General features: G+C 43.2%; 18 protein-coding genes and 5 pseudogenes. 18 read left to right on the forward strand and 5 right to left on the reverse strand.

Features of this window, described 5'->3' with window-relative positions; translation table 11 throughout:
• Positions 1–200 precede the first annotated feature (200 nt).
• The 4 genes and pseudogenes from BN2762_RS12030 to BN2762_RS12045 all read left to right on the forward strand — a co-directional run.
• Positions 201–1,859 (forward strand): cache domain-containing sensor histidine kinase, encoded by a 1,659-nt coding sequence (locus BN2762_RS12030; RefSeq protein ID WP_230202617.1) that lies wholly within the window; start codon positions 201–203, stop codon positions 1,857–1,859.
• On the forward strand, positions 1,856–3,406 hold the full coding sequence (locus BN2762_RS12035) for a response regulator transcription factor (RefSeq protein WP_055107223.1): 1,551 nt from the start codon (positions 1,856–1,858) through the stop codon (positions 3,404–3,406). The genes BN2762_RS12030 and BN2762_RS12035 overlap by 4 nt, the downstream gene beginning before the upstream one ends.
• A gap of 15 nt (positions 3,407–3,421) precedes the next feature.
• A complete protein-coding gene (locus BN2762_RS12040; protein WP_055107224.1) occupies positions 3,422–4,675 on the forward strand; it encodes an extracellular solute-binding protein in 1,254 nt (417 codons plus the stop codon).
• An 83-nt stretch (positions 4,676–4,758) separates the two neighbouring features.
• Positions 4,759–4,974, forward strand: a pseudogene (locus BN2762_RS12045) (sigma factor); the annotation flags it as partial.
• 27 nt (positions 4,975–5,001) lie between these two features.
• On the opposite strand, the pseudogene BN2762_RS26080 reads toward BN2762_RS12045, so the two are convergent.
• Together BN2762_RS26080 and BN2762_RS12050 are read right to left on the reverse strand one after the other, a co-directional pair.
• Positions 5,002–5,284 (reverse strand): annotated as a pseudogene (locus BN2762_RS26080) (IS66 family transposase); the annotation flags it as partial.
• Positions 5,285–5,366: 82 nt separating this feature from the next.
• Entirely contained in the window at positions 5,367–6,260 is an 894-nt protein-coding gene (locus BN2762_RS12050) for an AraC family transcriptional regulator (RefSeq protein ID WP_055109968.1), read from the reverse strand.
• Between the two features lie 411 nt (positions 6,261–6,671).
• Between BN2762_RS12050 and BN2762_RS12055 the strand changes: the two genes are divergently transcribed.
• The 12 genes and pseudogenes from BN2762_RS12055 to BN2762_RS12110 all read left to right on the forward strand — a co-directional run bounded on the left by BN2762_RS12055 (position 6,672) and on the right by BN2762_RS12110 (position 18,921).
• Positions 6,672–7,952: an ABC transporter substrate-binding protein gene (locus BN2762_RS12055; RefSeq protein WP_055107225.1), complete on the forward strand. Its 1,281-nt coding sequence runs from the start codon at positions 6,672–6,674 to the stop codon at positions 7,950–7,952.
• Positions 7,953–8,006: 54 nt separating this feature from the next.
• Entirely contained in the window at positions 8,007–8,927 is a 921-nt protein-coding gene (locus BN2762_RS12060) for a carbohydrate ABC transporter permease (RefSeq protein ID WP_230202504.1), read from the forward strand.
• A gap of 13 nt (positions 8,928–8,940) precedes the next feature.
• Positions 8,941–9,795: a carbohydrate ABC transporter permease gene (locus BN2762_RS12065; RefSeq protein ID WP_055107226.1), complete on the forward strand. Its 855-nt coding sequence runs from the start codon at positions 8,941–8,943 to the stop codon at positions 9,793–9,795.
• Positions 9,796–9,819: 24 nt separating this feature from the next.
• Positions 9,820–11,259 carry a glycoside hydrolase family 32 protein gene (locus tag BN2762_RS12070; RefSeq protein WP_055107227.1) on the forward strand — a complete coding sequence of 480 codons (1,440 nt, stop codon included), beginning with the start codon at positions 9,820–9,822 and terminating at the stop codon, positions 11,257–11,259.
• A gap of 140 nt (positions 11,260–11,399) precedes the next feature.
• The gene (locus tag BN2762_RS27715) at positions 11,400–11,660 is read left to right on the forward strand and encodes a type 1 periplasmic-binding domain-containing protein (RefSeq protein ID WP_222861071.1); all 261 of its coding nucleotides are present in this window, start codon (positions 11,400–11,402) and stop codon (positions 11,658–11,660) included.
• 192 nt (positions 11,661–11,852) lie between these two features.
• Positions 11,853–12,722, forward strand: a complete 870-nt coding sequence (gene scrK, locus BN2762_RS12075; protein WP_055107228.1) for a fructokinase ScrK — start codon at positions 11,853–11,855, stop codon at positions 12,720–12,722.
• A gap of 409 nt (positions 12,723–13,131) precedes the next feature.
• The gene (locus BN2762_RS12080; protein ID WP_055107229.1) at positions 13,132–14,475 is read left to right on the forward strand and encodes a NosD domain-containing protein; all 1,344 of its coding nucleotides are present in this window, start codon (positions 13,132–13,134) and stop codon (positions 14,473–14,475) included.
• 377 nt (positions 14,476–14,852) lie between these two features.
• Positions 14,853–15,361 (forward strand): annotated as a pseudogene (sigK, locus tag BN2762_RS12085) (RNA polymerase sporulation sigma factor SigK); the annotation flags it as partial.
• A gap of 170 nt (positions 15,362–15,531) precedes the next feature.
• Positions 15,532–16,306: pseudogene (locus tag BN2762_RS27720) on the forward strand (IS256 family transposase); the annotation flags it as partial.
• 692 nt (positions 16,307–16,998) lie between these two features.
• The gene (locus BN2762_RS12100; RefSeq protein WP_055107232.1) at positions 16,999–17,385 is read left to right on the forward strand and encodes a sigma-70 RNA polymerase sigma factor region 4 domain-containing protein; all 387 of its coding nucleotides are present in this window, start codon (positions 16,999–17,001) and stop codon (positions 17,383–17,385) included.
• 55 nt (positions 17,386–17,440) lie between these two features.
• Entirely contained in the window at positions 17,441–18,166 is a 726-nt protein-coding gene (locus BN2762_RS12105; protein ID WP_055107233.1) for an ABC transporter ATP-binding protein, read from the forward strand.
• Entirely contained in the window at positions 18,157–18,921 is a 765-nt protein-coding gene (locus BN2762_RS12110) for an ABC transporter permease (protein WP_083484915.1), read from the forward strand. The genes BN2762_RS12105 and BN2762_RS12110 overlap by 10 nt, the downstream gene beginning before the upstream one ends.
• Before the next feature lie 173 nt (positions 18,922–19,094).
• Here BN2762_RS12110 and BN2762_RS12115 read toward each other — a convergent pair whose 3' ends face one another.
• On the reverse strand, positions 19,095–21,173 hold the full coding sequence (locus BN2762_RS12115) for a sugar-binding protein (RefSeq protein ID WP_222861073.1): 2,079 nt from the start codon (positions 21,171–21,173) through the stop codon (positions 19,095–19,097).
• A 205-nt stretch (positions 21,174–21,378) separates the two neighbouring features.
• Positions 21,379–22,620 carry an MFS transporter gene (locus tag BN2762_RS12120; protein ID WP_055107235.1) on the reverse strand — a complete coding sequence of 414 codons (1,242 nt, stop codon included), beginning with the start codon at positions 22,618–22,620 and terminating at the stop codon, positions 21,379–21,381.
• Between the two features lie 188 nt (positions 22,621–22,808).
• Here BN2762_RS12120 and BN2762_RS12125 point away from each other — a divergent pair, with 188 nt between their 5' ends.
• Positions 22,809–23,840 carry a LacI family DNA-binding transcriptional regulator gene (locus tag BN2762_RS12125; RefSeq protein ID WP_055107236.1) on the forward strand — a complete coding sequence of 344 codons (1,032 nt, stop codon included), beginning with the start codon at positions 22,809–22,811 and terminating at the stop codon, positions 23,838–23,840.
• A gap of 135 nt (positions 23,841–23,975) precedes the next feature.
• Here the strand turns inward: BN2762_RS12125 and BN2762_RS12130 are convergent.
• Positions 23,976–24,485, reverse strand: a pseudogene (locus BN2762_RS12130) (IS3 family transposase); the annotation flags it as partial.
• A gap of 576 nt (positions 24,486–25,061) precedes the next feature.
• On the opposite strand from BN2762_RS12130, the gene BN2762_RS12135 reads away from it, so the two are divergent.
• A complete protein-coding gene (locus tag BN2762_RS12135; protein WP_055107237.1) occupies positions 25,062–25,349 on the forward strand; it encodes a hypothetical protein in 288 nt (95 codons plus the stop codon).
• Positions 25,350–25,476: the final 127 nt, after the last annotated feature.

Genomic DNA, 25,476 nt, shown 5'->3' on the forward strand with positions numbered 1-25,476 from the left:
TGCACCGAATGATATAATAATGTAGCACTTGTAACATGGATTAAAATTATGAAACGAATTAGGGAGATGAACAACAAATGCCACTTTTTGATCGAATTAAGAATCGGTTCGCTACCAAAATGATATTGGCGTTTTTGTTCATCATCCTTATTCCGACTACGTTGTCGGGGCTTTCCTTCTATTTGGAATCTTCCGCCTTGGTGAAGAAAAATGTCCGGGCTTCGGCCCTGCAGCTGACTAAACAAACGGCTGATTCCTTATCATCGATTTTCAATGCGGGTAGTGACACATCGGATTTGATATATAGTGACTTAATTATCCAACAATCCGTCAACCACTATAAAAGCAGCCCTCTGAGTATTCAAGTGGAGTTGAGTCAGGACATGGCAGCCCGATTAAACCATGTCGTGTTTTCGAGTTCCTTCGTAAGGAGCATAAATATCGTTAAAGACGGCAGTCTTGGTTGGGGAAGCGGTACATTCTCGTCCGTAAAGCTAAAACGTATGGACTTTAATAACTTGGCTTGGGTGAAGGATTCCAGAGAGAAGGACGGAGAATTAGTATGGAACGGTTTGCGTAGGGATCCATTTAGCGGCGGGGGGGAAAACACCGACCTGGTACTTCCGATTAGCAGAGCCATGAAGGATTTTCAATCCTTGAATCAAATTGGAATTTTACTCGTTAATTTAAACGGGAAGACGATCGTGGATACGATTAGCCAAGTAAAGTTGGGCGAGACAGGAAGCTATATGGTCGTAAACCGGCAGGGGGTAATCATGATTGATCCCGATTTGTCCAAAGTCGGACAAGTTGTTCCAACCCGCGAGCTTTATGATCAAATTGTGATGAATGACGCCTCGGAATTTGAGATAACGATAAAGGATACTCAGTATTACGGAGTTAAGCAGTTGCTGAGTAACGGATGGATTTTAGTAGGTACGGTTCCGGCCTCCGAAATTATCGGAGCACTCGACAAACTGCATAGCCGCATCTTATTGACTTCCGCGGGTTTTGCCATGATTGCCGTCATCATTGGATTGATCATCGCTAAATTGGTAACCAATCCGATCAAACAATTGACCATCGGAATGAGAAAAGTTCAGCAAGGGGATTTGAAGGTCCGTACACAAGTAAAATCCTCCGATGAATTTGGACTTATGAGCAGGAACTTTAACAAAATGCTTAATGAAATTGAGCAGTTGATGACGAGGGTGAGCGAGGAAGAACGTCAAAAAATGGAGGCTGAGATCAAGGCTATCACTTACCGGATTCATCCTCACTTTCTTTACAATACGTTAAGCACACTGCGTTGGCTGATACGATCCGGTGAAAAAGACCGGGCTGATCAGGGACTGGCGGCTTTAACCCGGCTCTTGCAAGCCAATATGGGTAAAAACGGACAGCTTATAACCCTTGCCGAAGAACTGGAGATCATTGAGAAGTACTTAGCCATTCTGGAGATGCGTTACGATCATAAATATGAATTGGTTTTAGACATAGAGCTAGGAATCAAACAATTTAAAATTCCGCGCATGCTGCTGCAGCCCCTTGTAGAAAATGCGGTTTTCCATGGATTTGTTCCTTTAAATCGAGGGGGAACTATAAAGATTGCCTCAGTCAAAGAACCGGGGGAAATACGAATAATTGTCGAAGATGATGGAGCGGGTATGACTCCGAAACAATTAAGGGAATTGACAACGGCAAGCGGTCAAAAAAAGACAGGAATCGGACTGAAGCATATTTCAGACTCTTTGCGTTTGTATTATGATGATGGCTCAACAATGACCGTAGACAGCGAGGTGGGGAAGGGAACGCAAATTTTGATCGCGATTCGTTTCCCGAAGGAGGTAGGAAAATGACAGATCGTGTGCTGATCGTTGATGATGAACCCATAATCCGAAAAGGACTGAAAGGCTTTATCGATTGGGAATTGCATGGGCTTCAGTTGGCTGGGGACTGTGCAAACGGGGTGGAAGCCCTGGAGGTGATTCGTACACAACCAATAGATATTTTGATTACGGATATTAAAATGCCTCTTATGGATGGTCTTCAGCTTACACAGAAGGCGCTTCAGATAAATCCGGATATGAAAGTCGTATTGATCAGCAGTTATAATGAGTTTGATTATGTCAGAGAAGGCATGAAATATGGTGCGGTGGACTATTTACTTAAACCATCGCTGGAAGCGGACGAATTGATCATGGTGCTGAGCCGTTGTAAAGAGATGCTTCATAAGCAGAGGCAACAAATCGTAGAACGGCAAAAATTCTCAGAACAAGTGCATACATTGGAAAGGAAAAAGTTGGAGCAAGAAATTATTCGACGGCTCGTTTCAGAGCAGGCTAATATGAAATTTATTGATATTTTTGGAGAACAAACGGGTGCTTTTGTATGTGCCTTCGGTGTATTGGACGGGCTTGAAGTATGGCAAGAACTGTACGGAAGGCTTCATATCAGTATCATTTATGAAGAAATACAGGCTTGTTTTTATAGCCAATTTCCAAAGGGGAGCGCTCCCATTCTTGCAGGTGAGGGAATATTTATGATCTTTCCGCAAGAGGGAGATACAGAACGTATCCTTGAACAACTTAAATCTCGCATTGAGAGTGACCTTCGCGTCCGGATCACGTTGGGATATTGCGTGGAACAAGCACATGAATGGCTGGAAAGAGGGCTCAAAAAAAGCAGGGAAGCCAGCGGACGACGATTCTATGAAGGGGCCGGAAAATCGTTCGAATGGCAGGATTCGAACCCGTATGATTTTGAATCCTCTCCGGAATCCATTCAACTGCACCGTATTTTGGATATGATCCGTGAAGTAAGGGATACGGCCACCGTATTGGAGCGCTTCGTTTCCCGCTGGAAAAAGAGCAAGATTTCACCCGACCGAGTGAAGAATGAAGCCTACGAGTTGTTGTCTGCTCTAGCTTATTCCTTCGGAGATGCAAAACTGCTAGCGGATTCTCGTGACCGCATTTTACATTCTGAAACCTTGGACGGATTAATCGAGATGATCAACGGACTGGTCGACGAAATGAAGCATCCGAGTCTTCTTGTTTCCACAGATCGGGGACAAGGCGGGCAATTAATTAATAATGCTATTGATTATATTAAAACCCGTTTTACAGAGGAATTGACACTGCAGGAAGTCGCCGACTATATCCATGTCAGCAAAAGTTATTTTTCAAATTTATTCAAGAAGCACACGGGACATAATTTTATTGATTATGTCATTGACCTTCGGCTGCATGAAGCGAAGCGACTGCTTTTGATGAAGGAGTACAAAATCTACGAAGTAGCTGAAAAATCGGGGTTCAATGACGTGAAGTATTTTAGCAGACTGTTTAAAAAGATGACGCAAATGACGCCTGTGGAATACAGGGATAAGCATGATCGGAAGGTATAAAAAGGGGGTATGGGGATGAAGAGGTTGATTTGCTTTTTTATTATCATTGTTTTGTTGACCGCTTGCAACCAGAATTCAATCATCACCGATCCGGAAGCTGTCGAAAAGCTAAGCAATCCTCAGATCAGAACCATTGAGTTCTGGCACACTTACAGTGATGAAGAAACCCATCTCCTAGAACAAGAGCTTATTCCTGCCTTTGAGAAACAATATCCGGGGATAAGGGTACATCCGGTAAGACATGCAAATAATATCGAGCTCAAATACACTCTAATCGCCAAGGCGTCCGCCAACCGCTCTCCTGATGTGGTGCGTATGGATGTCGCGTGGGTTCCGGAGTTTTCCCAAAGCGGTTTACTTACTCCATTGAACGGTTTCCATGATTTTGAGGCCGTAGTAAGCCTGCTTCAATCGAGTGCAGGTTTGGCGGGGTATTATGAGGGTGCCAACTATTCGCTCCCAGTTAATATTAATACTAAAGTCGCAATTTATAACCGTTATCTTTTGAGACAAGCGGGTTTATCTTCTCCACCGGAAAGGTTCGAAGAAGTTATTACGCTGGCAAGGAAAGGGCGGTACCGGATCGGCCTTGGCGGCTTGGATACATGGAAGACACTCCCTTATATTTATGCAATGGGCGGCAAAATGACTGATGACCAATATACGCAGGCTACAGGGTACCTTAACAGTAAAGCAACGGTTCATGCGGTTGAAGAATTAGTTTCTTTGTATCAAGAGCAACTAATCGATAGAACCGTGGTCAATGGCGGCGGTGACAACTGGGAAGGGGTCAAGTCGGGAAACATACTCGTCACTGATGAAGGTCCTTGGTTTTATAGCGTTTTTCAGGGAGATGAATTGAGTAGAGCCTTAAATTCAACGATCGCGGTTCCCTTTCCACATGAATTCGGTCCTTCCTCAATCGTCGGTGGTGAAGACTTAGTCATTCCTAAGGGAGCTAAACAACCTGAAGAGGCTTGGGGGGTTATGAAATTTATGACGAGTAAGCAATCTCAGGAAATCATGGCGCAAACCGGGTTAATTCCGACAAACCGAGAGGCGAAAGTAAAAAACGCAGCACTGGAATCCATTATTCGTCCTTACGAAGAGGCTTTGAACAACAGCTTTTTAAGACCGCCCGTTAAAGCCTGGAGCCAAATTGATGAAATATACACTTCTTTTATGACCCGCATTTTTCAGGGAGAATTATCGGTAGAAGAAGGACTGACTAAAGCTGCGTTTGAAATAGATATGGTTCTGGGGAAGTGATTTATGTTTTGCAGAAGCGAATGAGGGAAGGGAATATATATTTAGATATTCTAACCACTTATCAACTTACATCGTTTCGTGTCCATAACCTCAAGAAATTCGATAACACCGGCGAAGACCTGGAGGATCTGATTTCGATCGGAACGATCGGCTTGATCAAGGCAATTGAGAGATTCCGGCCGAACAAAGGGACGAAGCTGGCGACGTTTGCGGCCCGCTGCATTGAGAACGAGATACTGATGCATCTCCGGTCGTTGAAGAAGACGCGTAAAGATGTGTCGCTGCACGATCCGATTGGAGCGGGATACACTCAGATAATCCTATGGTAAACAACAAGGAACCTTCCTTCGACCCGTGCGATACAGCCAAAGATACGACTGGGATTCCGCTGAAATACCCGGCTCGTATGCAGTGTTGTTTCGTCGGTATGTAGAATGTCTTGCTTCGATAGATGCGTCTTCATCCGCTGGGTCAGTAGCGAAAGCCAGTGCTCCGCACCATAAATCATCTAATGCCAGGTGTTTGGAGTGATAGCGTCAGCCCCATGCGTGCGAATTGCTGCTCCTGCCGGTACAGTGGCTGACTATCTGCATACTTCTGGCTCATCACCATCCCCCAAAAAAGAACCCTTAATTCGTGAAACTAAGACCATCCTCCTGTTAGGCTCTCCAGGTGGATATAGTGAATAATTCTAATCTTCATGTTCATGTTTATAGATTTTTTTCTTACGGTAAAAGGAAGGATTAACTCCATCTATTTTTTTAAAGGCTTTACTGAAGGAATGAATATCCGGAAAGCCGACACTTTCGGCAATGAGCGTTAACGGGTCATTAGTGAACTGAATCATTTCCTTCGCCTTTTCTATTCTTAGTAAAAGATGATATTGAATTGGGCTCTTCCCGAATGATTGTTTGAATAATGAAATCATATAGTATTTGCTAATTCCCGAAATTTTGGAAAGTTCATCTAAGGTTACCTTTCGGTCGATATTGTGGTTCAAGTACATCCGCAACTGCTCCATTTCTCCCATATTGGTTACTAGATGTGGATTACAGTTCCAGTAGTTTTCACGTAAAAGTACATTCAATAACTGCAAAAACAATCCTTTTATATTCATTTCATAAAAGGGTAACGTCATTTGAAATTCTTTTATGATTTCAAAGATGATTCTTTCTATAACCAAGGTATTCCTTAACCGAATGTGACTGGGAATCTGAGGGATAATTTGCTCAAGATCGTCGTTTCGAAACCATTTCATTTCATCCGCAGTCATATCTTCAAGTTTTTTAAAGGAAACCTTCACATCGGGACTATCCTCCTTATAGAACAAATCAAAATGTAAATGAGGTTGTCGTACTAATTCTGTTCCTAACTTTCTAATAGAGTGCCGTTGCTTTGGACGAAAAAGAAAGAGGTCCCCCGATTCCCCGATAAAAACATCATCCTCGACGGTTACTTGTATTCTGCCTTCCTTAACGTAAAGTAACTCATAGTCAAATAAAACTCTCTCCTCTAAATACCAAGGGAATGGGATATGACTATCCATTGCTAACCGGATGTACGGCGATAATTGCTGAAAGTTCACATTAGTCTTTCCCTTCAGAGTGTTTTTCAAAGCAATATATGACAAATAAAAAATAATTCTACCTAAATACTAATTCATAAATGTATTATAGCATGTATATGTGATGAGTGAATCGTTTCCATTGATTTGAAATTATTGACAAGGAAAGCCAATCTCATCGTGAAATTAAATCAGGAACAGGACATGAACGTTTGGGCAACAAAACAGCCATTAAGCGGATTGCCATTTATCAAAGATTCACGCAGTCTACCTGAACCAAGCTGGGATCGAACGAGGGGAAACCGGGTATTTGATTGAGAGGGTATCCCTTCATGAGTGTGCAAGAGAATTATGGTCTGGTATTCTTGGTGGTTGTATGGTTTTGTCGACGGTCTTGTCCGGTAGTTCAAGATAAGTTGAGAGGAGAAAAGTATGAAAACAACACGTGTAATGATGAGTGCCGTACTGTTTCTTTGTTTCTTGGTTGTGTTAGTCGGATGTGGAAGTAACTCTGCAGGTAGCTCTAATGACAAGACGTTAACGCTATTAGTTGAAGGCGGTGGTCCTGCTTTTGAAGTGGCGAATAGAACCGCAGCGAAGTTTGAGGAACAGACAGGCTATAAAATTAAGATCGATTCTGTTCCTTATAGCGGGGTATACGATAAGTTGAAGGCTGAAATTGATGCGAAAAAATCGACTCACGATGTAGCGATTATTGATGTATTATGGTTTCCTTCGTTAGCGAAGGGACTGGAACCGTTAGGGAATGTGTTGACGGAAGAACAGATGAATGATTTCTTACCTCAGTTAAGTGAAAGCGCTACGATAAATGGGGAATTGTTAGGGATTCCGACTTGGAGCAATTCTAAAATTTTGCTCTACCATAAAGGTTTGTTCGAGGACCCGATTAACCAGGCGAACTTCGCGAAGGAATTCGGCTATGCCTTGAAGGTGCCAACAAATTGGAAAGAGTATGAGGATGTTGCAAAATTCTTCACGAACAATGGAATGTATGGCACATCCGTCTTCGGTCAGACCGGCGGCGATGCTGTCAGCAGTTGGCTCGACCATGTTACTCAAGCGGGCGTTGATTCCTTGGTGCTGGATCGTAATGGTGAAGTGAATATTACTGAAGAGCCGTATGTCCAATCGCTCACCTTCCTGCAGAATCTAGTCAAAGATAAAGTTGTCCCTGAGGATTATCTGTCGATTGCAAGCAGTGAAACTGCAGAGCTGTTTAATAACGGTAAATTGGCGATGCAGCTTGCGTGGGGACATTTTTACCTCTCCTCAGATAAAGTGTTGCCAGGGCAGATCGGTGCTGCACCGATGATTGCGGGAGAGAAGGGTATTGGCGCGGTGCCAGGGCCCTGGTATCAAGTAATTTTGAAGGATTCTCAGAAGAAAGACATTGCGGAGCAATATCTCAAATTCATGTATGATCAAAATGAGCTGTATATGGAATCGTTAGGGGTAGCAGCTCGAAAGTCAGTCTTTGAAAAGTATATTGATATTCCGCAATATGCGCATGTGAAGGCGATTGAAGCGACCCTTGACGGAGCACAGACGCAGAACAGACCTCAGATTGAGCAATGGAGCCAAATTGAGAATGAAGTTCTCTCGCCGATGCTGCAAAAGGTTCTATCCGGCAGCGATCCAACCACGGAATTAACATTGGCTAAAAAGCAAATCGAAGAAATTCTAGGCAGATAGAAAAAAGGTGGTGCGTTCGAACGTGCCACCTAAGCAAGGAGTCTAACGATACACATGATCACGATAACAGAAGAGTCTCTTCCAAAAAAAAAGTCTCAGAAACGAGTGTCTTCGACCATTGATCGAAAAACATTGATGTTGTTTTTCTTGCCAGCAGCTATTTTTATGTTCCTGTTCTTGTTATATCCGTTATTCATGCTCGTGTTCGACAGTTTCTTTGTTACCAATGATGTTGGGACACGCACTTTTGCGTGGGGCGATAATTACCTCCGTGCCGTAGAGTCTGCTTCGTTTTGGAAGTCGTTTAAGAATACGGTCATTTATGTGTTGTTGGCAGTAGGCTTTGAGACAGTCATTGGCTTGACCTTGGCAGTTGTTTTTACGCATAAATATCGTGGGTTCCGCTTCTTGCGCACCTTGATTTTGTCGCCATTAATGATTGCACCGCTCGTGGCCGGTTTGATCTGGAAATTCATGCTGAGCAACCAGTTCGGCATTATTAATACGTTATTGGTGAAGCTGGGGCTGATTGAATCCACCAACAGCATACTCTGGCTGGCCGACCCTAAAATTTCACTCCTGTCATGTATAATTGCGGATGTCTGGCTAACAACACCCTTTATGATGTTGATGTTTCTAGCGGGGATTCAAGGTGTTCCGGACAGTCTATACGAAGCGGCGGAAATCGAAGGTGCAAGTCGTTCGCAAATGATTTTCAAGATTATAATACCGAATATTAAACCGATTCTTATGAGCGCTCTGGTCGTGCGGATTATTGATGCTGCGCGGTCCTTCGATATTATTTGGGTCATGACACAAGGGGGTCCTATCAATTCATCTGAGCTCTTGAGCGTGCACATTTACAAGATGCTTCAACGGTACGGTGATGTAGGGTATGCGAGTGCAATGGCCGTGATTTTCATTGTGCTATTGGTAGGAATTACATTGCTATCTATGCGAAAAGTAAAAGAATAGGGAGGCGATTGCATTGTTTGCAGAACAACTCGGGCGAAATAGAAAAGACAATGTTTGGATCTTTATCATGTATGGAGTAGCTGCATTGTTCTTAGTCCTCTTTATATTTCCGTACCTATATATGTTGCTATCCTCACTTAAGCCGTCCAATGAAGTGATTTCCACGTCGCCAACTTTTTTTCCAAAGGCTTTCTCGATCGAGAATTATATTCAATTATCGCAATATGCGGGGATGGGTAAATTCTTTCTCAACAGTATTGTAGCAGCAACAGTGGGTACTCTTATTTGTCTTATCTTAGGATCTATGGCTTCGTATGCTATTTCCAGAACAGCAGCATCGAAATTAAGCGGATTTTTCTTGGTGCTTGTCCTGTGCCTCAAGATGATTCCGATGTCTAGTATCGCGGTTCCAATTTACGCATTGATCCAAAAATTCGGTTTATATGATTATTTGCCTGCTCTAGTCGTGGTGTATGCAGCTGTTAATATGCCATTTGTACTGTGGATGATGATTAGCTTTTTTAAAGCCGTTCCAATCGATATGGATGAGGCGGCTTCGATTGACGGGGCTTCCCCGATTGTGAGCTTTCGAAAAGTCATTCTGCCGATCACCATTCCCGGGATCATTTCGACGGGGATCTTCACCTTTTTGTTGGCGTGGAACGATTTCTTGCTAGCACTTCTACTGACGAGCAGCTCAGCAAAGACCGTGCCCGTTGCGTTGTCGGAGTTTTTGACGGCATACAATTTGGATCTGGGACCGATGACTGCGGCAGCAACTTTATTTAGTTTTCCGGTGATCGTCATCTCGTTCTTCTTACAGAAATATCTGGTATCTGGCATGATGGCCGGGTCCGTGAAGGAATAATACAACGATGTCGGAGGGATCAGCATGGATTTGCATGAGCAAAGAATTGCAGAAGCGAATATCTATTTGAACCAGTATCGAGATAAAATCAGTCAAAGTCAATATCGCCAAAATTATCATTTCTGCACACCTGTTGGTTGGTTGAATGACCCGAATGGATTCATTCAGTATCGAGGCGAGTATCATTTATTCTATCAATTTCATCCGTACAAGCCTTATTGGGGTGCAATGTACTGGGGTCATGCCAAAAGTAAAGACTTGATTCACTGGGAGCACCTCCCTGTGGCATTGGCGCCGAGTGAAGCTTATGACGATCATGAAAAAGGCGGTTGTTTCTCAGGAACAGCGATTGAGAAAGACGGTCGATTATATATCTTCTACACCGGAACGATCCTCCAAGGGGAAAAAGTGATTCAGACCCAATGTCTTGCGATCAGTGAAGATGGGGTGAAGTTTACGAAGTATGCGGGAAATCCGATTATCGAAGCGGATTATCCGGGTGTTACGCCTGAGAATTTTCGTGATCCGAAGGTATGGGAGCATAATGGCCGGTATCATATGATTGTCGGTACGAGTATTTCGGGAAGAGGAAACGCCTTGTATTACACGTCGGATAATCTAGTGGATTGGGAACTCTCGGGCCCATTCGTTGATTATCAAGGCAATTATGGGACCATGTGGGAATGTCCGGATTTCTTTAGGATCGGAGAGAAGGCGGTCCTTCTTTTTTCACCAATGGGCCTCGGCGAGACGACAACGCTATATTTGATTGGAACCATTGATGATGCGACGGGGAAGTTTAGGATTGAATCCGAAGAAGTGATTGATTATGGGTTTGATTTTTACGCGCCGCAATCGATTTTAGACCATCAAGGTCGAAGGATTATGATGGCTTGGCAGAATGGATGGGATTGGATGCCATGGTGGAAAGATTTTGGCCCGACGTCAGAGATGGATCAGTGGTGCGGGGCGATGAGCTTGCCAAGAGAAGTGACTTTGAAGGGTTCTCAATTAAGTTTCAGACCTATTCCAGAAATCTCGCAATATATGAAGAATCAGTATCTGTTTCAAGAGATTTTTGTCTGGAAAGAAGAGCGTCTGTTAACCGCAGAAATGTCGGAGAGTTTTATGCTCGAATTAGATCGAACGGATCTTCAGGGTACTTTAACGTTGACCATCAGAAATGAGCAGGGAGTCGCCGATCAGATTGTTTGCTCTCGAACGCGTGTAGAATACTTCAATGTTAACAATCCGTTTGGAAAAACAGGGAAATCAATGGTGGCTGCTGACAATGAACCGCTTCTTTTGTATTCCGATAGCTGCAGCTTGGAGATTTTTGGAGTGGAATCAGGAAAAATGTTCTCTGTAAATAACTTCATGAAAAAGGGCAAGCGAATAATTACGGTGACGAGCGATTCTCCAAATACAATAATTAGATTAAACCTTAGTGAAATACGTAATTAGTTGGTTGCAAGATGAGAAGGGTGCACGTAATTTATTCAAAAATAAGACTTATTTGATCGGCCTCGTGATTCTGGATGTGAAACGCCCTTTTTTCTCGACGATCACGGCATTTAATGAGAATAACTGAATTCCAGGAACAAGTGAAAAAAAAGGTTACATTAAGATACTGCAACAAGCGTTATCGCACCTTTAAATTTGAAATAAACAGCCATCATATTCCGTGTGCTACGTACGAGCTCGCTTGGAATCAATTTGATTTATGTAGCTATATTGAGGTGGCTGATGAAATACTGACGCAGTATCCAGATATTGATGGGATCTTCTCGGTAAATCTGGTCATCATTGCGATGCTTAGACAAGCTTTGAAGCGATACATTCGGGTTCCTCAAGCATTGAGATGAGTCGGATATGATGGGACCTATGTGTCGTTAGATGACCTATCCTTCTTTTCCAAGCGTCATCTAGCCTTATGAGGAGCTGGCCAAGAAAGCCGTCGCGCTCTTGGTGGAGTTAATGGACAAGAAGGAAATCGATTAAATGATCTATGAATTGGATGTTCATCTGACGGAAGAACAATGATGGGAGGAAAAGAAATGCTACTGGGCTCGATTGAAGCGGGCGGGACGAAATTCGTCTGCAGCGTAGGCACGCCAGAACTGGAGATTATCAAGAGAGTCAGCTTTCCTACAACGACGCCAAGTGAGACGCTAGCGCTCGTGATCGATTTTTTTCAACAATATGCAGAGGAATTGCAGGCGATTGGAATCGGCTCATTCGGTCCAATTGATATTCATCCGGCTTCGCCAACGTATGGCTATATTACCTCGACACCGAAGCTGGCCTGGAAGTACTTTGACTTTGTAGGGACGATGACCGAGGCAATGCATGTGCCAATCGCATGGACAACCGATGTCAATGCAGCAGCCTATGGGGAATATGTGAAAGGGCACGGCCAAGGCTTGTCCAGTATCGTCTACTATACGATCGGAACAGGCGTCGGCGGCGGGGCCATCCAGCAGGGGCAATTCATCGAAGGATTCAGTCACCCTGAGATGGGACATATCTTCGTTCGTCAGCACCCCGACGATCTCTTTGAAGGGGCTTGTCCCTATCATCAGAATTGTCTGGAAGGGTTGGCGGCGGGGCCGGCGATCGAGAAGCGATTCGGTGTGAAGGGCCAAGAACTTCCAGTAGATCACCTGTACTGGGAGATCGAAGCGTATTACATTGCACAATGTGCGTATACCGCAACGCTCCAGCTTTCCCCGGAGCGGATTATTTTCGGTGGGGGCGTTATGCAGCAAGAACACATGGTTCAGCGCGTACGCGTGATATTCAAGGATTTGCTGAACAATTATGTCCGAACGCCCGATCTCGCCCAATATATCGTGACGCCGGCGTTAGCAAATAATGCAGGGACGATCGGCTGCTTTGCCTTAGCGAGGGATCGGGTGGAAGTGTAGAATGCTTGTGATAGGGAGCCCGCAGAAGCTGGTTAGCTTTGTTAGTCTTTGATTTCAAGACTAACTCTATGTCTAAATTGGCAGGGGAAGCTCCTGCTGCGGATTAAAGGTTGGTAATCCTCCCCTAAACTCCGACGTGCATTCGGAATATACTAATGTTGTCGACAAGTAGACAACGTTTTTCGTCTTAAATGAAAGATAATCAGAATTGAGCGAGTTCATAAAGTCTTATTAAGAATCTGAACGTCTTTCGGAAAAAACTGGTTTTTCTTGTCAAGTAATGATCCTTCTGAGCGAAAATAATCGGAAAAGCTGTAGGAAAAGTACGAGTTCTTAGGCTTTACTTCCAGCTATATCAGGAATAAGTAGTTTATGAACAAACACAATTAATTGATAGGAGAATTTATCTATGGCTAGTAAAAATTATTACGACGTAACAGAGTGGCCTGTCGGTAATCCGTATGAGGATATTGGTGAGGTAATTAATAGCATTATAGCAGATATTAAAAGTAGGCAAACGAAGACTGATGTGAATAAAGGCGGAAAGCCGGGTGCGGTTATCTATATTCCACCGGGAGATTATCATCTTGTCAGTCAAGTAGTTATAGACATCAGTTATCTTAAAATTATGGGTTCTGGACACGGGTTTACATCTTCGAGTATTCGTTTTAATATTCCTGAGAATGAATGGCCTGATTTGCATGAATTATGGCCGGGAGGAAGTCGCATACTCGTAGATATTCCCCTAGAAGTAAATGACGAGGAATATAAAGGAGCTGCATTTTATGTTGAACGAAGTGGAAATCCCCGAATAAGTTCGGTAGAGTTTTCTGATTTTTGTATTGATGGTTTGCATTTTATTGAAGATGGTTCAGGAGAAATATATCCGGAAAACACATACATGAATGGGAAAACGGGTATTTATGTTGCGAGCGCTTGTGACTCATTTCGGATTACAGGCATGGGCTTTGTGTATTTAGAGCATGGAATTACGATCTATCATGCTGATGCACTGACTATACATGATAATTTCATTGCTGAGTGTGGTAACTGTATAGAACTACGAGGTTGGGGACAGGCTTCAAAAATAACCGATAACTTGATAGGAGCTGGTTTTAAAGGATATTCAATTTACGCTCAAAATTTTGGTGGACTTTTGATTACAGCGAATAATGTTTTTCCACGAGGTGCGAGCAGTATCTATTTTGATGGTGTGACACGTTCCAGTATCACAAATAATAGACTTCATTCATTTTATCCAGGAATGGTGGTATTCAGGGAAAATTGTTCGGAAAACTTGGTTTCTTCAAATCACTTTTTACGTGACCATGAACCTTGGACCCCTTTTCTGGGAATAGACAATGGTTTAGATGATTTGTATGGTCTCCTCTATATCAGTGGTAATAATAATTCTATAATAGCTAACCACTTTTCTGAAGGAATTAATACTCAGAACATCAAGCCGGAAGGTGCCACACCTGTAATCATACGTATTGTTTCGGGTAATGGAAATTATATTTCTACCAATCATGTTGTTGCCACTGAGGTTCATGCCAAGGTAAGTGATTCTTGTTTCTCTGCACAAGTAGACGCTTTGTTGACTACCGAAGCATCAGAGCCGCTTACCGTAACAACAGTATTGGTAGAAAAAGAATCGCTTTACAATACGATTCTTGATTCGGGAAGCGATGCACAGGTTGTTATGGACAAGACTGTAAATGCATTCAGAGCCACACCAACGCCAGGAGCATAAATAATATACTCAACTATTTTGTGGTAGTTTTTGTTCAAAAGTTTCAATTGCAAGGCAGACACTTGAATTATTTCGTTTGTCATTTATTTTTTTGGGGCGCTTCCAGCGATGGAAGTACCTCTTTTTTATATTTCCCATATTTGGATAAATGACAATAAAGTCCACAGAAAAAAGGATTTTCTTAGGGTGGGTTCCAGAAAATGCTTTATTTTAAGTTTCGAGAAAGCATGACAATGGTCTGAATCATTGAGCTCAGCAATATCATCCCCTGAAATATCCAGCATAATATACCCTTTGTATAATGGCTAAAGCTCTTTAACTGACAAACAATTTAAAAGTCCGTTACTTTTCTTTAGAAATTAACATCGTTTCGTGTCCACAACCTCAAGAAGTTTGACAACACAGGCGAAGACCTGGAGGATCTGATTTCGATCGGAACGATCGGCTTGATCAAGGCAATTGAGAGCTTCCGGCCGAACAAAGGGACGAAGCTGGCGACGTTTGCGGCCCGCTGCATTGAGAACGAGATACTGATGCATCTCCGGTCGTTGAAGAAGACGCGTAAAGATGTGTCGCTGCACGATCCGATTGGAACGGATAAAGAGGGCAATGAGATCACGCTTATAGATATTCTGGGAACGGAAGCCGACGATGTGGTGGACCGGGTTCAGTTGAAGATGGAGAAGAGCAAAATCTATCAAAACCTCGATACTCTCGAAGCCAGGGAGCAGGAGGTCATTAAGGGGCGCTTCGGTCTCGAGCATGGGGGCGAGGAGCGACGCAGCGTGAGATCGCCAAGGAGCTTGGCATTAGCCGGAGCTATGTGTCGCGGATTGAGAAAAGGGCACTGATGAAGCTGTATCATGAGTTTTATAAGAAGAAGTGAGTGTAGGAGAGAGCCGTCTTTTAGGTAGTTCCTAAACTGTTGCAAAATTTAAGAGGGATATTTTGACATTTAAAACTTAAAGTAGAAGGTCTTTTTTGAGGCTAGCTCCTTTAAGTTTTATTTTAATCGGTTATATAAATTGTTTGTCATGCTTATATTATATGAAACCTTGGAATAATCGTCCGCTTTCAGACAGTCGCTTTCCCTCGTGCTCGTGGACGCCCTGTATTTGAAAGTGCGGGAAGAAAGTCGCGTTCGCTCCCGCGGAGTGATGCTGGGTATCGGCGTAAATACGGACGGACAGCGCGAGATTCTGGGCCTTATGCTGGGCGATACCGAGTCCGAAGAAAAGCTGGACAGAGTATACTTCAGCTGGCTTAAACAGCGAGGCCTCATAGGCGTCGATCTGATCGTCTCTGATGATCATGGCGGGCTCGTTCGCTCCATTCGTCAACAGCTTCAAGGCGTGACCTGGCAACGCTGCCAGACACATTTTATGCGCAACATGCTGGATGCCTCCCCGAAGAGCTTGAAGGAAGAATCCATGCGCATGTAAGGCGATTATGGAACCACCCGATCCAGATACAGCCCGCATGTTGCTCGACCAGACCTTGGCTGCATACAGCGATAAAGCAGCCAAGGCCATGCGAACTCTTGAAGCCGGTTTTGACAATGCGGCAGCCGTCCTGAGCTTGCCTGAGAAGTACCGTAAGCGTCTGCGGACGACGAACAGCGTCGAGCGCCTACACGAGGAGGTACGACGACGTGAACGCATGTTTCGCATCTTCCCAAACCGTGAATCGGTGGTTCGCTTAATTAGTGCCTTGCTCATGGAGCGCAAATGAAAAATGGGCTGCTGGGAAGAAGTATTTTGGTATGGCTGAGTATGTCCAGTGGCGTGAAAAGAAGCCAAAAACCACGGCCAAAGTAACTCGCATAATGTAGCCGAATCTAGCTGAGGGAATTTACACATAAAAAAGGACTTGATCTATTTACATTTCATAACAGAATAAAACTAAATTTTATTTGATGCTTTGTTTAATGTAATAAAGACAGAGTTAGAAGAGATGAATATTAATGAAAACAAAATTAGCTTTAAGTAAAGCTAGCTTACTAGTATTGATTGCATAGAGACAAAGTTAATAGAATATTATTTGCTTTATTTTGAAGAAGTGCTAATATTTTTAATAGTGGGAAATAATGGGGTTTAATTATATTCTTATTAAACAAGAACTAAAATCAAGTAAAAAACACTTCTTTTGATGGTGTTAGCGTAGAATCAAGTTCAACAAGTGAAGAGTACTTTAATATTCATAAACTTTGTAGACATCGATGACCATAAAAATTTTTAGATCATTATAAACTTTTCGATTTTCTTCAACAAAGATAACTCATATCCAAAATTCTATCACATTGATTGCAGCAAATAATACTTATGTTAACTTGGACGTTTAAAACTTTACATTTTAGTCCATTAACCAATGAACTATGGTGGTGCATATTCTTATGACTTTACAAGATGAGAAGTATGAAACATTAGAAAAAGCGGATCAATTGCTAGTTCGAAAATTACTGAGCAATTATTAGAGGCAGAATGGAAAGAACTTTATCAAGTATTGTGGGCGAGATACTCACCTATGGTTACGAAGAGACTTAGAAGTGAATATGCTGTAAAAGAAGTATTTCAGGATTGGATGATTGCTGTATATCAAGCAAGTAATAAGCAACTACAAGATAATCCAGTGGCATATTCAATACAAATATTACTTAACAAGGTTATACGTTATATACGAAAGCAGATTGAATATCGCCGACATGAAGTCGAATTGGAGATTGCGATAACAAAAAATACAGATGATGAAGTTTGGTTTTTTGGTAGTGCTGTAGAATCATCAAATTTGTTATTTAGTCTTCACACTCAAGAGTCATTGAGTAAATTATCTAAAACTGGACGCCAGTACTTCATATTACATACTGCGGATATACTTGCAAGTTTTATATCAATAGCAAAGTATACGTTTTGACGAAGTATAACGTTAAACAAATAACCACATATAAGATACAACTAGGGGGGCTGAAATGATTATTGACATCAACAATATGTCTAAATCCTATGGCGAAAATCTTGTATTAGATCAAATTTGTCTAAAGGTTAAGAGAGGATCTATTTTCGGTATTCTTGGAAGAAATGGTGCGGGTAAAACATCACTGATCGAAACAATGATTGGTATTAGAAAAAAAGATAGCGGTAAAGTAACTATTTTAGATCAAAATATTGAATCGGTTAATGACACAATTAAGTATCACGTTGGATTACAACCGCAGACTTCAGCATTATTGCCTCGTCAGACTATATTAGAAACACTAACATTGTTTGCAAGCTTATATCCTAATCCATTGCCTGTTAAGCAAGTGATGAGTCAATTAGGTTTAGATCAAATAAGTAACAAGCGAATTAATCATTTATCAGGTGGTCAGAAACAGAGGGTATTGCTAGCAGTAACAATGATAGGTGATCCGAAGTTATTAATTTTAGATGAGCCGACAGCTGGTCTCGATCCACAAGTACGTAGATCATTATGGTCAATTATTCGCGATTTACGTGATCAAGGAAGAACAATTCTCTTAACAACTCACTATATGGAAGAGGCAGAACAGTTATGTGACGAAGTAGCTATATTACATGACAAACATATCATAATGCAAAATAGCCCTGAACAGATTATAAATGTACAGCAAACTAAGACATTAGAAGATGCATTTGTTTCATTAACAGGTAACTTAGTGGAGGCGGGATGGGATTAATGAGTAATTCTTTTAAAAATATTTTTAAAGCGGGATTTAGGGAGACTGTTAGGGATGGGAAAACAATGTTCTTTATTAACTTTTTTCCTATATTTTTTATTGGATTATTTGCATTAATTGGTGTACAGGTTGGAGAAATAAATGGTATACCTGCTTTTGAGTTTATGCTTCCTGGACTACTTACATTTATATTGTTACAAATTGCTGTATTTACAGTAATGCAACCTCTTGTGGAAATTAAAAAAAATGGCACGATGGCATTATTTGAGCTAACCCCGTTGAAGAAAAAAGACTTTATATTCTCGATGCTGTTGTTAAGAATGATATATGGCTTAGTATGGATAATTATATTCATCGGTATATTTTTATCGCTTGGGTCAATACATATTTCTCAAATATCTCTATTACTTGTAGTTGTTTCTTTAGGAATGTTTATGGTATTTTCGTTCGGTATAATGCTAAGTACATTTTTCAATAGTGTAGAGGCAGCAGGCACATGGGGTGGATTTATTATTGTCTTTATCTATATGTTTAGTGGTTCTGGTGGTATGTTACCTAATGTTAAAGGCTTCATGAAAATAGTATCACAATTCAATCCGTTCTCCTATTTAACCCAAGCTATACAGCAATCGCTTTTTAAAAATATTGCAATTACATTTCCGTTATATGTACATTTAATCATTATTATAGGTACAGGTCTGTTATTCATGATCGTTAGTATAAAAACATTTAAATGGAGTTTGGAGGGGAAGTAGGGTATGAAGACGTTAGATGAGTTGTGTTGTATTGGAAAATTAATAAGAAGTAATGACGAATGGCCGAGGCTCGTGAGCCGGTCGGCCATTCTGTTGATCTACACTATAAATTTGCTATCGATAGAACCACTCTGGTAATGTATGCGTCGGACTAGAAAACGATATCTTGCACTTTAGTTGCGAAAGAGGTCCGGCAATATGTCGTAAATATACTGGTTTACCCAATTCCAAGCATGCGTACCGCCATCGGCGGCGATAAAGTAGAAGTTCCCTTTCTTCGTATCCGATGAATAAACAAAGACATCGGTGAACTGCTTCATCGCGTCGATCTGAGGTTTTAAGTTCGGATAGGCAATATCCAGGGTGCCTGTGGCGCTGAAAATATAGTAATCCTGCGGCTTATACCCGGATGCCCTTGCAACGTCGGCAAGGTACTTTGCCGTTTCATTGGGCTTGAGGCCGCCGCCTCTCTGCTCAAGGATCCAGCTATCGCCGGATAATGGCAAATAGTATTTGAAATAGTTCAGATTATGGATAAAAGTATACCAAGTCGTGACCGAACCCATGGAGAACCCGCCGAATGCCCGATGCGCCCGGGATGCTTTCAAATCGTCCAAGCTTCCGGATTTGGCATAGGTATTGTACTTGGTTTCTACCAAGGGAACAATTGTGTTGATCAGTTCCTCATGGAAGAGGGCGACATCATCCTTACCGCCGTAGAACGTAGGTGTCACCACAATAAGTGGTTCAATGTCACCATTTGCAATCATATTGTCCAGTATTTTCTTCATTTCTTTGCTCTGGCCGGGTCCGCCAAAAATGAGATTCTCATTCTCACCCCCGCCATGCATCAAATAGAGGACATTGTAATTCTTATCTAGATTGGAAGCGTCATAACCATAAGGAAGATAAACATTTAATTTCTTCTCGTCCATACCGCCTTTTAAGTTAGCCGCTTTGTACGATAAGCTTTCAATCGTCCCCGATTTACTGTTTTCCAGGCGATATTCATCGGGAACCGGCTTGAAATATTTCTCGTTTGCCGCTTCTTCCGTCATTTCCAGCTTGCCGACCGCATCCTTGATGGCGGCATATTGTTTATCGATTTGTTCCTGGGTGACTTTTTGGTCTTTGAGAACATTTTCGGCGAAAGCATTGGCAATCGCATCCGTAACTATATTTGCATTTTTATAAAGCTTGAGCTCAAGCTTCAGCGTACTTTTGATCAAATTGATGAGATCGTAGGGGTTCAGTCCGCTGACATCGCCCTTTTTCTTGCCGGTAAGCAGGATTTCACCGAACTTTGTCGTATCGTTCCAGGCGCTGCCGGTTGAATCGAATAAATTGATAGTACCGACTCGCTCCGATCCTTTCGCGTCGTTCACCTGTAATTCGATGCCAAGCACCTTTCCGTTTTCCGGTTTCGTATTCAAAGCGATTCTTGCCTCAATGATATATCCGTCTTCCGTTTTTCTTGAAGATGTGTAGAACCGCTCGGTATTTCCGTTGTCCACGGACTGCATATTTTCATAATTTACGCGAAAATGCAAATCATCTACGCCGTATTCCTGCGTTTTGTTATTGTGCTCATCAAGAAATAACTCCACGGAATCTTGCATATAAGGCGTTTCGGATTGTACGGATAAGTTTGGATCTTTAACCTCTGCAAGAATGTAAAGCGCGCGGTCATCCCACAATGCCTTAAACGTGGCGGTTGTGTCGGTATGGCTTGATACGTATTTAGGTGAAACCGCTTGCGCTTTATTCCATACCGGATCCTTATTGCCGTCTATGACCGGCGATCCAAAATAAGCAATCATTCTTCCGCTGGAGTCGAACCCGTTCTTATCTACAGGCACTTTTGCTGGTTCCGGTGTTGGTTTCACATGAGCCTCCTTGACATTGACTTTCACCGAGAGAATTTCCGCTTTCTTGTTAACCGTTATTTTGCAAGTGATGGTTGCAGAGCCGACTGAAGATGCTTTAACGAGTCCGTTCTGATCGACCGCTGCCACTGAGTTTTTGTCGCTACTCCAAGAATAGCTCGCACCGGGAGGCTTATTGACGATCTCCAATATAAAGGATTCGCCAACCTGCAGATTGATGGCGCCCTTCTGTTCAAATGCAGGCTTGCCTTTGGCAGCGGCCGCGGAGACGTCATGCAATGGACCGAGAAAACATACAGATAACAAAGATACAATGACTAAGATCTTCATGATGGGCTGCACTAACGGCTTCGTTCCCGTCTTCAAAAAAATCTCCTCCTTTTTCTTTTCGGAGCACGTGTTTCTGTTATGCCGGGTAGCTCTCGCTGCTTCTTGATATTCCGCATCCACACCCTTTCATAAAAAGTTGCATTTTCGTTTTAGCATTTTTGGCTTACGCGTGAATCGTAACTCGATTTGTATAAAAAGTCAATATTAAATCCGGGCTGCAGGCGTTGCTAAAACGTTAAATCTAAATGCCCGCATTCGTCCGCCGTGAACTTTCCATATAAAAGAACGCCGATAAGGCGAAAATCATGATGAAGCTGGCAAGCAGGAAGATCCACCGCATCTCCAAGAAGTCGGACAAGAGCCCCCATCCTGCGGCTCCGGCGCCGATCCCAAAGTCCAGCGCGATGTAGAATGTGGCGTTCGCCTTTCCCCGGTTTGCTTGATCCGTGTTCGTAATGGCCATTGCATTCAGTTGAGGGATTAGACATCCATTCGCGAAGCCGAACAAGACGGCACAAATGACCAGTTCCCACAATGTGCTTGCAAAACTGATTCCGGCGAGCGCAATCCCGAGCGCAAGCAGATTGACGGACATGACGAAGCGGGGACCCATCTTTACGGTCCACGGTCCAACGATGAAGCGGGAAAGCGCTAATGCAGCGGCTTGAACGGCGAAAACCACACCGATATGGTTGATGCCTTTGCCGATCGCGAATGACGGGAGGAATACCATGACCGTGCTGGTTGCCAAAGATACGAAGAGGACGACAACCGAAGGCGGAATAGCACGAGGTTCCACGAGTTTATTCCAATGTCCTGCCGCGTCAAGTGAATGCTGCTTGGAGGGGGGACGCGGGGTGTAGGCCGCCACTTCCTTGCGATCCCTGTTCTCGGTTTCGATACGCACGCTGATTAGGAGGGCGATCAGGGAGACGACTCCGGTCAAGTAATAGAGTACAGTATAGTCGGAAACTTCCAATAGGTATAGTGTGGCAGACGGCGCAATCGCTACGGCTAGCGTTCCGAATAGTCCGAAATACGAGATCCCCTGGGTCATCTTGTTTTCTGGCAAGATGTCAGTGGCCATTGTACTGGTTGCCGTCGAACTTGCGGAGAATGAAATGCCGTGCATGATTCGCAGGAAGATCAGCGCAGGTATGAAGGCAACAAAGCCGTACAGCATAGTCGTAATCGTATAAACGACAACCCCCCACAGAAGGATGGGCTTTCGCCCGTAGGTATCGAGCGTTATACCGATAAGCGGTCGCGTCAGAAGCGCTGCCAAAGTAAAGAAGGTCATGGACAGCCCGGCCAGCGCATGGCTGCCTCCCAAGTGAAGAAAGAACAGCGGCATGGACGTAATATGAACCTGTGTGCAGATTCGAAGCAGTGTTGTCACGATCGTCAGTTTAATAAAGTCTGCTGTCCAAATGCTCGAACTCGTTAACGGTTTGTCGATTGCACGTTCGGGGGATGTCGTCATGCTCTGACCTCCTGAGGGATATACAGACATAGTTGCATTTTCGTTTTAGCAACTACATCGTAAGGGGAATGATGTCTAAAGTCAATATAGTTCATAAATTTATGCCGACGATCAAAGCCGCTGGTTTGACTTTCCCGGTACTTTTCCGTATTAATAGAGTATTACGAACGGGGAGTGGACGGATAGGTATGTCTACGATTAAAGAAATCGCTGAAAAAACGAAGCTTTCCGTGGGGACGGTTTCAATCGTACTCAACGGCCGCGGCGACGAAATGCGCATTTCAAAAAAAACGCAACAGCTAATTCTGGAGGCTGCGCAAGGGGTCGGCTATGTACCCAATATGTCGGCAAGAAGATTAAGACAATCCGGTGTTCGAAACCTTCCGGTCATCGCCACGTTCTGGCCGTCCGACCTCTCTTCCGACTTGTTGGGGCGTTTTTTCATGGGAGCCCAGAGCTCGATTCTGGAACAAGAGTATACGTTCGAGATGACGATCCAGCCTTTCAAGCGGAAGCACATCCATAGAATTAAGGAAATATGCGACAGCGGCATGTATCATGGCGTGATTCTAACGGGCATCTCCGCAGAGGATCAACGTTATCTGGAAGACAATCCGCTAAGCGTACCGACCGTGCTGTTCAATCGCAAGAGCAGCATCTATAGCTGTGTCCATGTCGATACTTACGAGATTGGCCGCAAATCGGCTGAATTGTTTGCGCTCCGCGGGCACAGGAAGGTTGGCACGATTGTGCCAGACCATCTCGTGAGGTCGGAGAACAATTTGCGTTTCAAGGGGTTCGTCGAGTCGTGCGCCAAGTACGGACTCGAACTGGAGGAACGGCATATCCAAGCCGCTCCGATGACGATGGAGGGCGGAAATGCGGCGGCCAGGAGAATCGTGGAGGGAGGCGGCGAGCTGCCAACAGCCATCTTCTTCCCTCTGGGAATTATGGCAGTTGCAGCCCTTCCTGTGTTCCATCGTGCAAATATCAAAATTCCCGACGCGATGGAAATCTTGACTTATGGCGACCATGATGCCGAGAAATACAGCGTCCCGTCCCTTTCAACGGTTAAGCTGCCCGTTGAAGAGATGGCCGCGGCATGTATCCGTTTGGCAATGGGAAGGATTCTTGATCCCTCGACGAAGCCGAAAGCGGTCGTGTTCGAGACGCCGTTCATCTTCCGCGAATCTTGCGGGGGCTTCATCCAAGAGCTTTAACGGAGTGTCAACGTTCGCTTCGTTTTTTCTAGGTGGTAGATCTTCATCTTGCAAAACGGTGGGGAAAATTCGTTTAATGTGAGTCGAAGCAGCCTTTTGGATTGAAGTGACCCCGAAAAGTTAGACAGTTATTTGTTAAGCGAAACTCTGGGAATGAGTTCGGTACTGGACCGGGCTCATTCCCTTTAGTTTTGCCTTGATACGCTTGTGATTGTAGTATTCGATATAAATGAAGAGCTCTTGTTTAAAATGCTCAATACTATCGAATTCTTATAAATATAGGAATTCAGATTTCATTGTACCAAAGAAACTTTCTATGACGGCGTTATCGCAGCAATTCCCTTTGCGCGACATACTTTGTTGGATACCACGCTGTTTAAGGGCATGGCAATAGGGCTTCATTTGATAGTGCCAGCCTTGATCAGAATGAATGAGAGGGCTGTCTTCAACTGCTAACCGTTCAAATGCTTGATCCAACATGTTGGAAACTAGAGTGTATACAGGCCTTGAATCAATCGTATATGTAATAATTTCGCCGTTAAACAGATCGAGCATCGGAGAAAAGTATACTTTTTCTCCACAACATTTAATCTCCGTTATATCCGTAACCCACTTCTCATTGGGCTTCTTCGCCTGAAAGTCACGCAGTGAACTGGAGAGGAGATGTCGCCAAAAGCTGTAGTGAAATGGATCAAATCTATCCGCGGGGAAGTCGATGTAACTCAAGCATGTACATGGATCGGGCTTTCTCGTGCCACTTGCATATCAAGAGGCTGTAAAAAGGAAAGGCACTATCATGAGCATGTCCCGTAAGGGTACGCCTGCTGACCTCGAACGATGATTAAGTGATCGGAACCTACTATGCCAATCGAACAAATGCCAATGAATAAGAAATGCTCGGTATGTTTGTAAGTACAGTGGCATTTCGAATGTCTATCGAGGGCAAGAAGAAAGACGTATTTGATATTACCCACGAAGACCGAGTAACCTAGGGACAAGACAATGCTGAGAGCATCGTCCTATCAAGCGGATCAGCTTTAAATATAATCTCAGCAGGCCACTCAAGATTGGATGTAAAGTATGTGGTAAAACGATTTCTTATATCGTGATATGCCTTAGAGAAAACATGCCGTTATATTTTCCGATAGAAACTGACAAAAAAGTATCCTAGTATTATAATTGTTATATATATCCTATAATGGCACTAATCAGGAGGCTGGCATGCAATTTCAACCATTGTATTATGATGGGGAATTGTTTGTACCGAAGATCGAATTAAATATGACATCTAACCAATCGATTGGCATTATTACGGACTTGAAGCGAAAGCAGCTTTTAATGAATCAATTAGTGAATCATTCCCGCTACTATTTATTTCGAGCCGGACAAAGCGAGTATATGTGTTTAACGGCGGAAGACCTAATCACTTTTCTAATCAAAGTAACGGGAAGGAATGAGCCTGTCGCTTTGTTAATGGATTATTTTGCTTTAAAAGAGAACGGAAGGTAAAAATCAACGATTTAAGTTCCCGTGTTCCGTTATCTCGTTCAAAATTGCATGAACTAAAAGCACATCTTAACATTTAATTTCCGGGGTAATATCGAACCAATCAAGCAATCCATGGTACCATTCAGGC

The sequence above is a fragment of the Paenibacillus ihumii genome (assembly GCF_001403875.1).
Lineage (GTDB): Bacteria > Bacillota > Bacilli > Paenibacillales > Paenibacillaceae > Fontibacillus > Fontibacillus ihumii.

Excerpts from the sequence above, each read along its gene's own strand:
- BN2762_RS12035 (WP_055107223.1), top strand. The coding sequence starts at position 1,856 with ATGACAGATCGTGTGCTGATCGTTGATGATGAACCCATAATCCGAAAA.
- BN2762_RS12040 (WP_055107224.1), top strand. The coding sequence starts at position 3,422 with ATGAAGAGGTTGATTTGCTTTTTTATTATCATTGTTTTGTTGACCGCT.
- BN2762_RS12055 (WP_055107225.1), top strand. The coding sequence starts at position 6,672 with ATGAAAACAACACGTGTAATGATGAGTGCCGTACTGTTTCTTTGTTTC.
- BN2762_RS12060 (WP_230202504.1), top strand. The coding sequence starts at position 8,007 with ATGATCACGATAACAGAAGAGTCTCTTCCAAAAAAAAAGTCTCAGAAA.
- BN2762_RS12070 (WP_055107227.1), top strand. The coding sequence starts at position 9,820 with ATGGATTTGCATGAGCAAAGAATTGCAGAAGCGAATATCTATTTGAAC.
- scrK (WP_055107228.1), top strand. The coding sequence starts at position 11,853 with ATGCTACTGGGCTCGATTGAAGCGGGCGGGACGAAATTCGTCTGCAGC.
- BN2762_RS12080 (WP_055107229.1), top strand. The coding sequence starts at position 13,132 with ATGGCTAGTAAAAATTATTACGACGTAACAGAGTGGCCTGTCGGTAAT.
- BN2762_RS12100 (WP_055107232.1), top strand. The coding sequence starts at position 16,999 with ATGGTTACGAAGAGACTTAGAAGTGAATATGCTGTAAAAGAAGTATTT.
- BN2762_RS12105 (WP_055107233.1), top strand. The coding sequence starts at position 17,441 with ATGATTATTGACATCAACAATATGTCTAAATCCTATGGCGAAAATCTT.
- BN2762_RS12110 (WP_083484915.1), top strand. The coding sequence starts at position 18,157 with ATGGGATTAATGAGTAATTCTTTTAAAAATATTTTTAAAGCGGGATTT.
- BN2762_RS12120 (WP_055107235.1), bottom strand. The coding sequence starts at position 22,620 with ATGACGACATCCCCCGAACGTGCAATCGACAAACCGTTAACGAGTTCG.
- BN2762_RS12125 (WP_055107236.1), top strand. The coding sequence starts at position 22,809 with ATGTCTACGATTAAAGAAATCGCTGAAAAAACGAAGCTTTCCGTGGGG.
- BN2762_RS12135 (WP_055107237.1), top strand. The coding sequence starts at position 25,062 with ATGCAATTTCAACCATTGTATTATGATGGGGAATTGTTTGTACCGAAG.